The sequence below is a fragment of the Nocardioides sp. HB32 genome (assembly GCF_054058995.1).
The window spans coordinates 3,950,473-3,965,053 of sequence record NZ_JBSSBS010000001.1 but is presented as its reverse complement, the minus strand read 5'-3'; the positions used below and the strand labels follow the sequence as shown (position 1 = coordinate 3,965,053).

Below are 14,581 nucleotides of genomic sequence, written 5' to 3'. Positions count from 1 at the left end.
GAGCCGGGGAACGGGTTGCCGGGAAACCGGCTTCCCGTCGGTGGTCATCCGCAGGATCTTGCCGGCGAGCGTGCCCTTGTCCTGGGCGAGCTCGGCGTCTCCGGTCTCGCCGGTGGAGGCGTAGAGGTAGCCGTCGGGGCCGAATGCGAGCCGGCCGCCATCGTGGATGAAGCCGTTCGGGATGCCGTCCAGGATCACCGTGGTCGGGCCGAGCCGGCCGTGCTCGAGGGTGGCCTTCACGATCCGGTTGTCCACGGCCGTGCTCAGGTAGAAGTACAGGAGGTGGTCCTGCTCGAAGTCCGGAGACACGGCGACCCCGAGCAGCCCGGCCTCGCCGCCCTGGTCGCCCAGCGGCACGGCCGCGCTGATCAGGCCGACCTGGTGGACGTCGTACGTCGACCCGTCGATCACCAGCACCCGCCGGGTGTCGCGCTCGGTGACGACGGCGTCGCCGTCGGGCAGGAAGCCGATGCCCCACGGCACGGCCAGCCCGGTCGCGACCGTGTCGACGACTGTCGGAGGCGAGTCGTCCACCGACGGGGTGTTGTCGCCCGCCGGCCTGGACGGGCTGGTCGTGCCGGTCGGCGACTGGGGGGTGGCGGTCACGGTGTCGCCTGGGGCCGCGTCCGGCGGCTCGTCGTCGCTGCACGAGGAGAGCAGTGCCGCCGTGAGGACGGCGGAGGTGACGAGCGCGGCGGACCGTCCCATGTCAGCCGACTCTACGCAGGAACTCCCGGAGCAGGCCGTGGACGCGGTCGGGGTGCTCCATCTGGAGGAAGTGCGTGCCGCTGAGCTCGACGTACGTCGCGTCCCGCATCTTCGCGGCGGCCGACGCCATCGAGCGCGCGCCCGCGAGGAGGTCCCAGGTGCCCGCGACGAACACCGCCGGTGCGTCGATCCGGCTGAGCCGGACCCGGGGGTGACGGGAGGTGTGGAGGGCGACGTGGGAGTACCACTCGACCGGGGTCTGGAGGAACGCCGCGACCGCCCTGCGGGCGAGCTCGGGGTCGGCGACGGGCAGCATGAAGCCGCTGTGGCTGACCACGTCGATCGTGCGGCGGCCCACGGGCAGCCTGGTGGTGAGGGGCGTGACCAGGCGGCCGCAGTACTTGAGGGCACGCGCGAGGTTGACGGCGATCGCCTTGCTGGCGACGCCGGGCACGCGCAGCGGGCCGAGCATCGTGGCGAACGTGTCACCGGGGACACCGGCGACCGCGAACAGCCCGGTGACCCGCTCGGGGTGCCGGGCGGCGATCTCGAACGCGGTGTTGACACCCATCGACCAGCCGACGATCACGGCCCGGTCGATGCCGAAGTGGTCCATGACCGAGAGCCCGTCCTCGGCGAACTCCTCGATGCCGACCCGCTCGACGTCGTCGGGCCGCGCGGAGCCCCCGGTGCCACGGTGGTTCCACGAGACCACGCGGACGCCGCACTCGGGGTCGAGGAAGGCCGGCCAGGCCCAGGCACTCGTGCCCAGTCCGTTGCAGAGCAGCACGGTCGGCCCGTCCATCAGCCCGTCCGGGTCGTTGGTCCAGGCGCGCAGCCGGGTCCCGTCGTCGGAGAGCACGTCGTGGAACGCGAGGCGTGGCGTGACCTCGGTGCGGGTCGGTGAGGCGGACATGGACCCGATTCTGCCCCGCACCGCGTCCGCGATCGTGGAGGTGTGGCTGACCTCACCGGGCGGCCAGGGAGGTGGTTCCGCCCGGCGAGGTCAGCCGTGCGCAGCCCGAGCTGCTTCCTCCTGCGCCGTCGTCCTGCCGAGGGCGGCCAGGAACTCCTCGACGTCGTCGAGCTCGGCACGCCGTTGTGCGAGAGCGGTGGAGGCGACCATGGCGTTGCGTCTGGCACGGAGCTGGGACTCGACCGGCCACCGGCGTACCGCATCCACGAGCTGCGTCCCGAACATGCGCACCACCTTAGGAGCCGGGCGATTCCAGCCGGTCAACGTCGTGTGACGGTTGCGTGAACTCGCTGCGGAGCCGCGATCGGTCCGTAACACTGGCTCCACACGCGCGTTGCAGGTGTGGGGGACGGGTAAGGAGTGGGGGATGCGCAAGCGGGCGATGCTGCTCGTGGCCGCGGTCGTCGTGCTGTCCGGCTCGGCGCGGGCCGCGGCGGAGACGGTGGCGGACTGGCCGATGGACGAGAGCCGGAACGCGCAGGTCATGCACGACACGACCGGGAACCACGATGCCCCGATCGGCCGGAAGATCATCCCGGGCGGGGGTGTCTTCCACTTCCCGGGGAGCAGCAGCCGCTGGCGCTCGGACCACCAGCGCATCCTGGTCGTGGACGACGCCGACGACCTCGACCCCCAGAACGCCCGGTACGAGATCGAGATCCGGATCCGGACCACCGGCGGTTCCGAACCGAACCTGGTGCAGAAGGGCCAGCACGGCCAGCCGGGTGGGTACTTCAAGCTCGCGCTGTTCGATGGCCGGCACCCTCGTTGCGGCTTCCACGACGCGTCCGGCCGCGGACGTGCCACCGGCCGGCGTGACCTCGACGTCACCGACGGGCGCTGGTGGACGATCCGCTGCACCAGCACGGCACGGGCCACCCGTCTCGTCCTGCGGCACGAGGGAAAGCGGTACGTCGCCGTCCAGCGCGGCCCCCTCGGCTCGGTGGAGAACGACCAGCCGCTCGCGATCGGGGGGAAGCCGAACTGCAGCTTCTCCTCGCGCGTCGACTGCGACTACTTCCGGGGCGACTTCGACTACGTGACCATCCGCAAGGGGAAGTAGCCGGCCGCTCAGTCCGGCGCGGGCGCCACCGCCCGTGAGGAGCGCGTCGCGCCGACCGAGGCGACGACCACGCACGCCATCGCGACCCACTGCGGAGCAGTGAGGAACTCGCCGAGGACGACCATGCCCGCGAGGGCGGCCGCCGCGGGCTCGAGGCTCATCAGGATGGAGAACGCCGCAGGGGCGAGGCTGCGGAGCGCGACCAGCTCGCAGCTGTAGGGGATGACCGACGAGAGCAGGCCCACCACCGCGCCGAGCGCGAGGATGCGCGGGTCGACGAGGTCGGACCCGCCCACGCCGACCGCGGCGGGCAGGAGCAGGAGCGCGGCCACCACGGAGGCGACCGCGAGCCCGTCGAAGCCGGGCCAGCGGCGCCCGGTCTGGGCACTCAGCAGGATGTACGCCGCCCAGCACGCGCCGGCCACCAGCGCGAACAGCACGCCGGCCACGGTCAGGGACCCGCGGCCGCCTGAGAGGCCGAGCAGCGCGACGCCGAGACCGGCGAGCGCGACCCAGAGCAGGTCGCGACGACGGCGCGACCCGACCACGGCGAGCGTGAGCGGGCCCATGAACTCCAGCGTCACCGCGACGCCGAGGGGGATCCGGGCGAACGCCTGGTAGAACGACCAGTTCATGAGGCCGAGCGAGCCGCCGAACGCGAGGGCGACGTACCAGTCCTGGCGGGTCCGGCCCCGCAGCGCCGGCCGGGCCACCGCCACCAGCACGAGCGCGCTGGTCGCCAGCCGGAGCCAGACGATCGTGGTGGGCGCGGCCTCGTCGAAGATCGACTTCGCGACCGAGGCACCGAACTGCACCGACAGGATCCCGATCAGCACCAGCCAGACCGGCGAGACCAGGCGGAGCGATGAGTTCCGGGTGGCCACCGGGTCAACCTAGCGGCACAGTAGAGCCACGAGAGTGGAGGACGAGATGGCAGACCGGACCCTGCTGATGGTCGGGACCCGCAAGGGTCTGTGGATCGGCACGTCGGACGAGGCGCGCGAGGACTGGGAGTTCACCGGCCCGCACTTCGACATGGAGGAGGTGTACTCCTGCCTGGTCGACACCCGTGGCGGTACGCCGCGGCTGCTGGCCGGTGCCTCGTCGAGCTGGCTCGGCCCGCAGGTGTGGCGCTCCGACGACCTCGGCGGGTCCTGGGAGGGCACCCCGAACGGTGCGGTCCGGTTCCCCGACGACACCGGCGCGAAGGTCGAGCGGGTCTGGCAGCTGGCGCCGGGCTGCGAGGACGGCGTCGTGTACGCCGGCACCGAGCCGGCCGCGGTCTTCCGCTCGACCGACCGCGGCGAGACCTTCACCCTCGAGCGCGCGCTCTGGGACCACCCGCACCGCCCGGAGTGGAACGCCGGGTTCGGTGGCCAGGCCTTCCACACGGTGCTGCCGCACCCGCAGGACCCGCTCAGCCTGACCGCAGCCCTCAGCACCGGCGGTGTCTACCAGACCAGCGACGGCGGGCAGAGCTGGGCGCCGCGCAACCACGGCATCCGGGCGGAGTTCCTGCCCGAGGGCCAGCAGTTCCCCGAGTTCGGCCAGTGCGTGCACAAGGTCACCCGGCACCCCGCCCGCCCGGAGCGCCTGTACCTGCAGAACCACGGAGGCGTCTACCGCTCCGACGACCACGGCGCGAGCTGGGCCTCGATCGCGGAGGGCCTGCCGGCGGAGTTCGGGTTCCCGATCGTGGTGCACCCCCACCAGCCCGACACCGTCTACGTCTTCCCGATCAACGGCGGGGACAAGCGCTATCCGCCGGACGCGAAGGCCCGGGTCTGGCGCTCGCGCGACGCCGGCGAGACGTGGGAGGAGCTCGCCGACGGGTTGCCGGACGCCTTCTACGTCGCGGTGATGCGCGACGCGATGTGCGCCGACGACCACGAGCGCAGCGGGCTGTACTTCGGCGCCCGCAACGGCGCGGTCTGGGGCTCGCCCGACGAGGGCGAGACCTGGCACCAGGTCGTCGCCGACCTGCCGGACGTCATGTGCGTCCGGGCGGCCGCGCTCTGACGGGGTGTGTCGCTGCTGCCCGGAACGAGCTTGTCGGCCGGACGAGCTCGAAGCCGCGCGATCGTGACCGGTTCGGTCTCGTCGCGGCGGGTGGGCAACGGTTCCCGGCTTGCGGGTCCTGTGTCCGTGGCTTTCCGGCCGCGGGTGGTTGCGACCGACAGGCAGCTACGGGACCGGTGGGTGGGGGGTCGTCGCGGTCTCCCGGCTTCCGGTCCCTGGCCCTGTGTCCGTGGCTTGCTGGCCGTGGGGTGGTTTCGATCGACATGGCAGCTACCGGACCGGCGGGCGGGTGGTCTTCGTGGTCTCCCGGCCTGCGGGTCGACGGCTGTGGCTTGCTGGCCGTGGGTGGTTTCGACCGACATGGCAGCTACGGGAACGGCTGGTTGGTGGTCGTCGCGGGCTCCCGGCTTGCGGGTCGCGGGTGCCCCGCGCCGGCTGTGGAAAGCGGCTCGGAATCGTGACCTGTTCGTTACCCAGATCCCTGTGGAGCAAGGGGTTCTGGGCCTCTCGGTGTCGGTGGCCGGTGCTTGAGTGGAGCCATGACAGCGATGGCCACACCTCGACACCGGGTCTCGGTCGCGGTCGCGCAGATGCGCGACCTGGCCGGCTCGGTGACCGATGCGTCGGTGTGGTCCATGGACGCCGCGGAGACCACGACGACGCTGATCGAGCTCAGCCGGTTGAAGGCGCAGGTGGTCGAGCTCGAGGCCCGGGTCGCCGAGCACGCCGACGACGAACAGGTCGACGCGTGGGCGCACCGGACCCGGCAGACCAAGCCCGCGGTGCTCGGCCAAGTCAGGCTCGGCCAGGCGCTGGTCACCCGCGGCCAGGTCCGCGACGCGCTCGCGGCCGGTGACCTGGTGGTCGAACAGGCCCGGGTGATCGTCACCGCGCTGGACCAGCTCCCCGGCGACCTCGACCCGGCCTTGGTGGAGAAGGCCGAGCGGCACCTGGTCGCCGCCGGACGCGAGCACACCGCCCCCACCCTGCGGATCCTGGGCAAGCGGCTGATGGACGTGGTCGCCCCCGACCTGGCCGACGAGTACGAAGCGAAGCAGCTCGCCCGCGAGGAGGCCGACGCGCTACTGGCCACCACGTTCACGATGGTCGATGACGGGCACGGCAAGTGCCACGGGAAGTTCACCGTCCCGTCCTTGCACGGTGCCGCGCTGAAGAAGATGCTGCTCGCGATCGCCGCCCCCAAGCACCGCACCGCCACCGACGGCCCCGCCGCCGGTGTCGTGCCCCGGCCCGGCCGGGAACGCCTGGGCCGGGCGTTCTGCGAGCTCATCGAGCGCTACCCCGCCCACCAGCTCCGGAAGACCGGCGGCGTCTCCGCCACCATCGTCGTGACCATGACCTTGGACAGCCTGCTCGAGAAGCTCGAGCAGACCGCGCTGCTGGACACCGGGGAGAGGATCTCCGCCGCCACCGCCCGCCGGCTGGTGTGCGAGGCCGGGATCATCCCCGCCGTGCTCGGCGGCAACTCCGAGGTCCTCGACCTCGGCCGCACCCGCCGGTTCCACACCAAGGCCCAGCGGATCGCGATCGGCCTCCGCGACAAGGGCTGCACCGAACCCGGGTGCGATTGGCCACCGGCGATGTGTCACGTCCATCACGACATCCCGTGGAGCCGCGGCGGACCCACCGACGTCGAGCACGGCCGGCTCCTCTGCCCGAAACACCACACCAGGTTCCACCGACGGACCTAGGCCGACCGGCCCGACGAACCTCCACCACAGACCCGCCGGTGGGCGCGGTCCTACCTGCACAACGGCCTGAATCTTCGACGCCTGAACGCGTTTGCTCGCACCCCGCGGGTCGCGCGCAGCCTGACCACCCGCGTCACGAACCACGCGGAACGCCGCAGATCCGCGCACCCTGACCCCACGTCGCTCGCAGTCGGCACGCACGGCAAGGGCCTGCTCCGTCAGCCCGCAGGTGTTCGACGACGCCACCCGGGTGGTCGCCGGGGTCGACCTCGACCCCGAAACCTGAACGAATTGGTCAATGTGGGGGAAGCGGCGGGCCGGGCCCGCTTCTAGCGTGAGGAGCAATCGCGTGGTCTGTGCGGGGCAGTCGGCGCCTGACGACGGAGGAACCGCATGACCATGCGTCGCTCGAGCATCCGTATCGCGATAGGAGCCGTGAGCGCCGCCGCGCTCCTTCTCGGCTCGTCGGCGAACGCCGGAGTGCTGGGTCAGCAACAGCATCACCACCACGATCACCACATCTCCATCAAGCCGGTGCTCAGCGGTCTGGCCGCACCGCGCGGGATCGCGTTCGACAGCCGGGGCGACATGTACGTCGCGGAGTCGGGCATCGCGGGCTCCGGCACGGCGGGCCTGACCCACACCGGCAAGGTGAGCAAGTACCGCTGGGGCTCCGACACTCCGGCGTGGACCACCCGCTTCGACTCGTTCTACGCGTCCGAGGACCCGACTCAGCCGCCCGACGTCCTGGGTCCCGAAGGGCTCAGTGCGATGGGGAACGGATGTATGAAGGACGACGACGACCGCCACGGACGCGACCACGGCGACGGCCACCACCACGGCTGCCAGGTGCAGATGATCATGAGCGAGTCGACGCCGGGCATCCTCGCCGCCAGCAACGGTATGGTGAACGCGCCCCAGGCCGGCCACCTGTACCGGCTCGACGGCGTCAACGGCAGGGCCAAGTCGATCTCGGACGTCGGCTCGCAGATGTACCAGTGGACGACTGACCACTCCGACCTGTTCCCGGACGACTTCCCGGACTCCAACCCGTTCGGCCTGCTGATCACCAAGGGCCACCGCGGCGGGATCCGCACCTTCGTCGCGGACGCGGGCGCGAACACGATCAGCGAGATCATGCGGGACGGGACCGCCCGGGTGGTCGCGTACATTCCCAACGAGGACTTCGGGGCGATGCGCGACTCGACGCCCACCTGCATGGCACAGGGGCCGGACGGCTACCTGTACGTCGGCACGCTGGACCTGGTGTCCAACCTGTTCGTGCCCCCGGGCACCGGCGGCTTCTCCCGCGTCTGGCGGGTCGACCCGAACGCCGACTTCCCGACCGCGCCCACCGTCTGGGCGTCCGGCCTGACGACGATCACCGGGTGCACCTTCGACCGGCACGGCAACTTCTGGGCGGCGGAGATGTTCGCCGGTGGTACGACGGCCAACCCGCCGGGTGACGTCGTCGTCATCCCGTGGCGGCACCCGGAGTTCCAGAAGCACCTGGGCGCCGGGAAGTTGCCGCTGCCCGGGATGATCGCCCAGGGCCCGGACGGAGCGATGTACGTGACGACCGGATCGTCGGCACCTGACTCCGCCGGTGGCGTGTCGCGGATCAGCTTCCGCCACTGAGGCAGGTCGGTCGGCGAGATCCGACTGGCCGGCCGCCGGGTCGAACGACCGGAGGGCAGCGGCGACCGTCGCCGCGTCCTCCGGTCGCATCCCGTCCAGGATCTGCCGGACGTCCTGACGGCGTCGCTCGGTGACCGCGTCGAGCCGGACCCCAGGGTCCGCACGTCGGCTGAGCGGAGCACCGCCCACTGACTTCACAGCGCGGGCCGCACAGGACGCCGCCGGCTATGCGAGCTCGGCGGCGGCAGCTTCGAGAAGAGTGATCTGCGCGTCGTCGAGCGTGATGGCCGGCGCTGCCAGGAGGTCGTCGAGCTGCGCGCTGGAGGTGGCGGAGGCCAAGGGCGCCGTCACGGTCGGTTGGTGCATCAGCCAGGCCAGAGCGATGGTGGCGGCACGGACGTGGTGTTCGTGGGCGATCGCTTCGATGGTGTCGAGCAGGCGGAGTCCCTGTGGCGTGAGCAGAGGTCGTACGCCGGCTCCTCTGGCTCGGTCCTCGGTGTCAGCCTCGGTGCGGTACTTGCCCGAGAGGAAGCCACCGCCGAGAGCACGGTAGGGCAGCACGGCAAGACCGGCCTCGGCCGCCAGGGACGCGAGCCCCGTCTCGTACGGCCGTCGGTGGACCAGGCTGAAGTGCGGTTGGAGCGCGACCGGTGCGACGAAGCCGTTCGTGCACGCCGTCTCGATCCACTGACGGACGGCGTCTGCGGTGAAGTTGGACAGTCCGACGGCCCGGATCTTGCCCGCCCGGACCAGGGCGTCGAACGCCTCCGCACTCTCCTGGATCGGCGTTCGGTCGTCCTGGTAGTGCGCGAAGTAGAGGTCGATGTAGTCGGTGCCCAGCCGACGCAGCGACTCGTCGACCGCCGCGGCCACGGTGCTCGCGGACAGACCCTCGAAAGCCGGGTGGTTGCCGCACTTCGTCGACACGATCACCTGGTCGCGATTCCGCCGGTCTCGCATCCAATCTCCGAGGATGACCTCCGATGCTCCGTCGGAGTACGTGTCGGCCGTGTCCACCAGTGCACCTCCGGCGTCGGCGAAGGCGTCGAGGATCCGATGGGATCCAGCGGCGTCGGTCGTGCGGCCGAACGTGTTGCCCCCGAGACCCACCGCAACTGCGAGGTCGTCACCCCAGCGGCGCTCAGGTGCACGGTCGACGGGCTGGGTGGTGGCTCCGGGTCGGGTCACGAGGTCTCCTTGATCGGCTCAGGGATGAGCAATCCAAGCAGCCGGCCCCGACATCGGCCGACTCTGGGAGTTGCCGTCCCATGCCGGCGGATCCGGTAGCTGGGCCTGCACGCCCAGCTCCGAGAGGGTCACCCGGTGACACCCGTCAGGGCGCCGCTCCGAGCTCCTTCTCCTCGTACTCGGCCTCCCTGCGGGAGGCCTCGATGTGCTCCTCGATCTCCTCGCGCCGGAGCGGCACCAGGTACGCGATCACGTAGACGAGGACCGAGAGGGCGAACAGCGCCGGGATCGCCGTGCCGAAGCTGAGCACGTTCTGGTTGCCGGCGGCCGGCTCCGGGTAGTTTCCGAGCCAGGAGATGACCAGCAGGCCGGCCAGCCACGGGAGCACCCAGCTCGCGCCGGAGCGCAGGTCGAGCTTCGGGGTGTCGTGGCCCAGCACGTGGTAGATCGGGAGCAGCAGGAACCCGATGGCGATGGCCACCGCGAGCTTCCAGACGATGTCCCAGCCCGACCAGTAGATGATCAGGTTGGAGGACCAGAACGCCAGGAACGGGATGAGGTGCCCGCCCGGCACCCGGAACGGACGCTCGAGCTCCGGCATCCGCTTGCGCAGGGCGACGAGCACGAGGGGCCCGGAGGCGAACGACATCACGGTCGCCGAGGTGATGAAGCCGACCAGCTGCTGCCAGCTCGGGAACGGCAGGAACACGATGAGCCCCACCACGAAGGCGACCACGAGCGAGATCAGCGGGACACCGCGGTCGGTCGTGCGCTCGAGCGCCTTCGGCGCGTTGCCGTTGCGCGCCATGGCGTACGAGATCCGCGACGTGACGGTCGTGTAGATCAGGCCGGTGTCTCCGGGCGAGACGATGGCGTCGACGTAGAGCAGCACGGCCAGCCAGGACAGGCCGAGCAGGGAGGCGAGCGCGGCGAGCGGACCGAAGTCGTTCTCGAAGGTCAGCTTCGCCCAGCTGCCCGAGTCGCTCAGGACCTGCGTCGGCAGGGCGCCGATGAACGCCACCTGCAGGGCGATGTAGATGAGGCCCGTGAGCAGCACCGACCCGACGACCGCGAGCGGGACGTTGCGCCGTGGGTTGTCGGTCTCGCCGGCCAACTCGATGCCCTGTCGGAACCCGAGGTAGGAGAAGACGATCCCGGACGTGGCGATCGCCGTGAAGACTCCGTGCCATCCCGACGGCTTGAAGCCGTGGCTGGTGAAGTTCTCGCCGTGGAACGCGGAGATCAGGAAGGCCGCGATGACCAGCAGGATGATGCCCAGCTTCCACCACACCAGCGCGTTGTTGATCCGCGCGAACCAGCGGATGCCGAAGTAGTTGATGACCACGAAGGTCGCCATGAGCACCACGGCGGCGCCGTAGCCGAGGGCCGTCAGCGTGTGCACGATCTCGCCGTTGACCGTGTGCTCGCGCGTGAACGGCGCGTACTTGGTCGCGTACTGCAGCGCCGCCTCGACCTCGATCGGGGCGGTGGTCGCGACGGCGACCCACGTGATCCAGCCGGCGCTGTAGCTCGCGAACGAGCCGAAGGCCAGGTGCGGGAAGCGGACCACCCCGCCGGACACCGGGAACATCGTGCCCAGCTCGGCGTACACCAGCGCGATCAGCAGGATCATGAAGCCGCCGAGGGCCCACGAGATGATCGCGGCCGGACCGGCCTGCTGGGAGGCGTTGAGCGCACCGAAGAGCCAGCCGGAGCCGATGATCGACCCGACGCTGGCGAACAGCAGGCCGACGACGCCGACGTGCCGTTTGAGGTTGGGCTCCGTGGCCTCTCGGGTGGGTGTGGCGGTGGCCATCGAGGTCTCCTCCGTGTCGCGACACTTCAAACCCCGTGGGGGTGCCCGGCGCGACCGGCGGCCAAACCCGCTACGACTGCGAGATGTGCGTCCCGAGCGGCGGCGCGTCCATCGCGGCGATCGGGATCTCGCCGGTCGCCTCGAGCTCCTCCGGCGGATGGATGGGCTCGGGCACCCCGGCGGTGATGGTGCTGCCGTCCGCGCGCCGGCCGCCGACGACCGGGCGCTCCCCGAGCAGGCCGTCGATCCGCTCGCCCTGGTCGGACAGGACGACCTCGACCGGAGCGCCGGGGGTCACGACGTACTCGGTGCCGCGGACGGAGACCGGTACGGCGTCGTCGCCGGCGATGGCGGTGAACCGGATCCGGTCCTCGTCGAGCTCGACGAGGAGGCGGGAGCCCTGCCAGCAGATCCGGAACCGCAGGCTGTCCCAGGCGACCGGCAGCCGTGGGTCGAAGCTCAACCGGCCGTGGTAGTCGCGCATCCCGCCGAACCCGTACGCCAGCGCGCTCCAGACGCCGCCGCACGAGGCGATGTGCAGACCGTCGACGGTGTTCCCGTGCAGGTCCGCGAGGTCGACGTAGAGCGACTGGTGGAAGTAGTCGAGGGCCGCGTCGTGGTAGCCGACCTCGGCGGCGACCACGGACTGCACGACCGCCGACAGGGTGGAGTCGCCGGTGGTGATCGGGTCGTAGTACTCGAAGTCGGCGCGCTTCTCCTCGGGCTTGAACCGCTCGCCCTGGAGGAAGAGCGCGAGCACGACGTCGGCCTGCTTGAGCACCTGGAAGCGGTAGATCACGAGCGGGTGGTAGTGCAGCAGCAGCGGGAACAGGTCGTCGGGGGTCTTGGAGAGGTCCCAGACCTCCCGATCGAGGAAGTAGTCGTCCTGGGGATGGATGCCGAGGCCCTCGTCGTACGGGATCGTCATGCCGTCCGCGCAGCGCTGCCACTCCTCGACCTCGGCGGGGTCGAGGCGCAGGCGGGCGGCGATCCGGACGTACTCCTCGGGATGGGCGTCGCGGATCCGGGTGATGGCGGCGGCGGCCTGGTCGAGGTTGAAGCGCGCCATCACGTTGGTGAACAGGTTGTTGTTGACGACGGTCGTGTACTCGTCCGGCCCGGTGACGCCGTGGATGTGGAACGACGGGTCGCCGTTGCTGCGCCAGAAGCCGAGGTCCGCCCACATCCGCGCGGTCTCGACGAGGATGTCGATGCCCTCACGGATGAGGAACCCTTCGTCGCCGGTCGCGCCGACGTACTTCATGAGCGCGTACGCCACGTCCGCGTCGATGTGCACCTGGGCCGAGCCGGCCGCGTAGTAGGCCGAGGCCTCCTCGCCGTTGATGGTGCGCCAGGGGTACATCGCGCCGCTCCCCGCCATCTCGCGAGCGCGCTCGCGCGCGGACGGCAGCATCAGCGAGCGGAAGTGCAGGGCGTTCCGCGCCACCTCCGGGTTGGTGTAGCTGAGGAACGGGATGACGTAGATCTCGGTGTCCCAGAAGAAGTGACCCTCGTAGCCCGACCCGGTCACGCCCTTCGCCGGCACGCCGAGCCCGTCGATCCGGCCGCTCGCCTGGGCCAGGCTGAACAGGTTGAACCGCACGGCCTGCTGCACCGCGCGGTGCCCGTCGGTGTCGCCGCCGACCTCGACGTCGGCTCCCGCCCAGAAGTCGGCGTACCAGGCGCGCTGGTCCTCGACGTAGTTCTGGACGCCGTGCCGCTTCGCGCGGTCCAGGGTGCGCTCACAGCGGTCTGCGAGCTCACGGGCGGGGACGGCCCTGGACGTGTGGTAGGTGACGGTCTTCGTCAGGCGGGTGGTGGCGCCGCGGGTCGCGTCGACGCGGAACACCAGCTTCGCCTGGTCGGCGTCGGACCGCGCGACGATCTCGTGCTCGTCCTGGGTCTCGAGCACGTGGTCGGCCGCGACGGCGAGCGTCATGCCGGAGTGGGCGCACTGGTAGCCCAGCAGCAGCCGGTCGTTGGTCGCGTGGCTCATCCGCGGCTGCAGGACCCGCTCGGCGAACAGCATGGTCTTGCGGGGATCGGCGGTCGTCGCCGCGTGCTGGGGCATGCGGTACTCGTCCATGCCGTCCTGGCGGTTGAGGATCTGGGAGGAGATCACGACCGGTGCGTCGCCGGTGAGCACCTCGACCTCGAGCGTCATCACGGCGAGGTGGCGCTGGGTCATCGACACCATCCGGGTGGAGTCGATCCGCACCCGCTTGCCCGACGGCGTGCGCCAGATCAGGTTCCGCCGCAGCACGCCGTCGCGGAAGTCGAGCCGCCGTTCGTAGTGCTCGAGGTCGGCGGTGCCGAACGTCAGCGGCTCGTCGTCGACGTAGATCTTGAGCACCTTGGTGTCGGGCGCGTTCACGATGGTCTGGCCGGTGCGCGCGAAACCGAACGCCGTCTCGGCGTGCCGGATCGGCCAGGTCTCGTGGAAGCCGTTGACGAACGTGCCGTGGGCGTACGCCGGCCGTCCCTCCTCGGGGTTGCCGCGCATGCCCAGGTAGCCGTTACCGACGGCGAACAGCGTCTCGGCGACGCCCATGTCGTCGAGGCTGTAGCTGGTCTCCACCAGCGCCCACGGCTCGATCGGGAACCGGCCGCGGTCCATCGGGTTCGGGCCGACCGTGCGCCGGCTCATGCGGCGTCCCCGGCCGGGACGAGGTCGGCGAGGTCGGCGACCACGACGTCCGCGCCGGCCTCACGCAGCGCCTTCTCGCCCGCGCCCCGGTCGACACCGACCACGCGTCCGAAGTCGCCGGCCCGCCCGGCGCGGACGCCGGATACGGCGTCCTCGAGCACGACCGACCGCTGCGGCGTCGCCCCGAGCTCGGCGGCGGCGTGCACGAAGGTGTCGGGTGCGGGCTTGCCGGGCAGGCCCAGCTCGGTCGCCACCGCGCCGCTCATGACCGTGCGGAAGCGGGCGAGCAGGCCCGCGGCCTCGAGCACCGCCGGCGCGTTCGCGGAGGACGACACGACGCCGAGGGGCGTGCCGAGCCGCCCCAGGTGGTCGAGCAGCCGGACCGATCCCGGATAGGGCTGCACGCCGTCACGCGCGAGCACCACGTTGAACGCGTCGTTCTTCCGGTCGCCGAGCTCGCGGACGAGGTCCTGCGGCGCCGGGATGCCGCGCGAGGTCAGGAAGTCGCGGACGCCGTCGTACCGGGGCTTCCCGTCGACGTGGGCGAAGTAGTCGACATCCGTGTACGCCGCGGTGTCGCCCTCGCCGTCCCACGACGCGAGGAACTCGTTGAACATGTCCGACCAGGCGCGCATGTGCACCTCCGCCGTCGGCGTGATGACGCCGTCGAGGTCGAACAGGACGGCGTCGTGCTCCTGCCAGGTCACGGTCACGGTACGAGGCTAGTGTTCGCGGCGCTCCGGCGTCGCGACCAGGCGGTCACATCGTGACCTTCCGGTCCGGGGGCGGAGGCCGCGCCGATACCCTCGTGGCC

The 14,581-nt window shown here is 71.1% G+C and carries 11 protein-coding genes and 1 pseudogene; 4 read left to right on the top strand and 8 right to left on the bottom strand.

Translation table 11 applies throughout. The annotated features are described in order from the left end of the window. Positions 1 to 99: 99 nt before the first annotated feature. The 3 genes and pseudogenes from ACVW2K_RS19915 to ACVW2K_RS19905 form a co-directional block, all read right to left on the bottom strand. Positions 100 to 708, bottom strand: a pseudogene (locus tag ACVW2K_RS19915) (PQQ-dependent sugar dehydrogenase); the annotation flags it as partial. 1 nt (position 709) lies between these two features. Beyond that, positions 710 to 1,624: an alpha/beta fold hydrolase gene (locus ACVW2K_RS19910; RefSeq protein ID WP_457203697.1), complete on the bottom strand. Its 915-nt coding sequence runs from the start codon at positions 1,622 to 1,624 to the stop codon at positions 710 to 712. Between the two features lie 90 nt (positions 1,625 to 1,714). Next, entirely contained in the window at positions 1,715 to 1,909 is a 195-nt protein-coding gene (locus ACVW2K_RS19905; RefSeq protein WP_155991954.1) for a hypothetical protein, read from the bottom strand. Positions 1,910 to 2,051: 142 nt separating this feature from the next. Here ACVW2K_RS19905 and ACVW2K_RS19900 point away from each other — a divergent pair, with 142 nt between their 5' ends. Further along, positions 2,052 to 2,747 (top strand): LamG domain-containing protein, encoded by a 696-nt coding sequence (locus tag ACVW2K_RS19900; protein ID WP_028636237.1) that lies wholly within the window; start codon positions 2,052 to 2,054, stop codon positions 2,745 to 2,747. 8 nt (positions 2,748 to 2,755) lie between these two features. On the opposite strand, the gene ACVW2K_RS19895 is transcribed toward ACVW2K_RS19900, so the two are convergent. Continuing rightward, positions 2,756 to 3,631 carry an EamA family transporter gene (locus ACVW2K_RS19895; protein WP_457203696.1) on the bottom strand — a complete coding sequence of 292 codons (876 nt, stop codon included), beginning with the start codon at positions 3,629 to 3,631 and terminating at the stop codon, positions 2,756 to 2,758. 46 nt (positions 3,632 to 3,677) lie between these two features. Between ACVW2K_RS19895 and ACVW2K_RS19890 the strand changes: the two genes are divergently transcribed. The 3 genes from ACVW2K_RS19890 (at position 3,678) to ACVW2K_RS19880 (ending at position 8,116) form a co-directional block, all read left to right on the top strand. Continuing rightward, positions 3,678 to 4,766, top strand: coding sequence for a WD40/YVTN/BNR-like repeat-containing protein (locus ACVW2K_RS19890; RefSeq protein WP_457203695.1), 1,089 nt, complete (start codon positions 3,678 to 3,680; stop codon positions 4,764 to 4,766). A 539-nt stretch (positions 4,767 to 5,305) separates the two neighbouring features. Then, positions 5,306 to 6,478 carry a DUF222 domain-containing protein gene (locus tag ACVW2K_RS19885; protein ID WP_457203694.1) on the top strand — a complete coding sequence of 391 codons (1,173 nt, stop codon included), beginning with the start codon at positions 5,306 to 5,308 and terminating at the stop codon, positions 6,476 to 6,478. Positions 6,479 to 6,871: 393 nt separating this feature from the next. Beyond that, on the top strand, positions 6,872 to 8,116 hold the full coding sequence (locus ACVW2K_RS19880; RefSeq protein ID WP_457203693.1) for a ScyD/ScyE family protein: 1,245 nt from the start codon (positions 6,872 to 6,874) through the stop codon (positions 8,114 to 8,116). Between the two features lie 225 nt (positions 8,117 to 8,341). On the opposite strand, the gene ACVW2K_RS19875 is transcribed toward ACVW2K_RS19880, so the two are convergent. The 4 genes from ACVW2K_RS19875 to ACVW2K_RS19860 all read right to left on the bottom strand — a co-directional run bounded on the left by ACVW2K_RS19875 (position 8,342) and on the right by ACVW2K_RS19860 (position 14,474). Then, positions 8,342 to 9,304 (bottom strand): aldo/keto reductase, encoded by a 963-nt coding sequence (locus ACVW2K_RS19875; protein WP_457203692.1) that lies wholly within the window; start codon positions 9,302 to 9,304, stop codon positions 8,342 to 8,344. A gap of 145 nt (positions 9,305 to 9,449) precedes the next feature. Next, the gene (locus ACVW2K_RS19870; RefSeq protein ID WP_457203691.1) at positions 9,450 to 11,120 is read right to left on the bottom strand and encodes an APC family permease; all 1,671 of its coding nucleotides are present in this window, start codon (positions 11,118 to 11,120) and stop codon (positions 9,450 to 9,452) included. Positions 11,121 to 11,190: 70 nt separating this feature from the next. After that, the gene (locus ACVW2K_RS19865; RefSeq protein ID WP_457203690.1) at positions 11,191 to 13,767 is read right to left on the bottom strand and encodes a glycoside hydrolase family 65 protein; all 2,577 of its coding nucleotides are present in this window, start codon (positions 13,765 to 13,767) and stop codon (positions 11,191 to 11,193) included. Then, a complete protein-coding gene (locus tag ACVW2K_RS19860) occupies positions 13,764 to 14,474 on the bottom strand; it encodes an HAD family hydrolase (protein ID WP_457204097.1) in 711 nt (236 codons plus the stop codon). The genes ACVW2K_RS19865 and ACVW2K_RS19860 overlap by 4 nt, the downstream gene beginning before the upstream one ends. Positions 14,475 to 14,581: the final 107 nt, after the last annotated feature.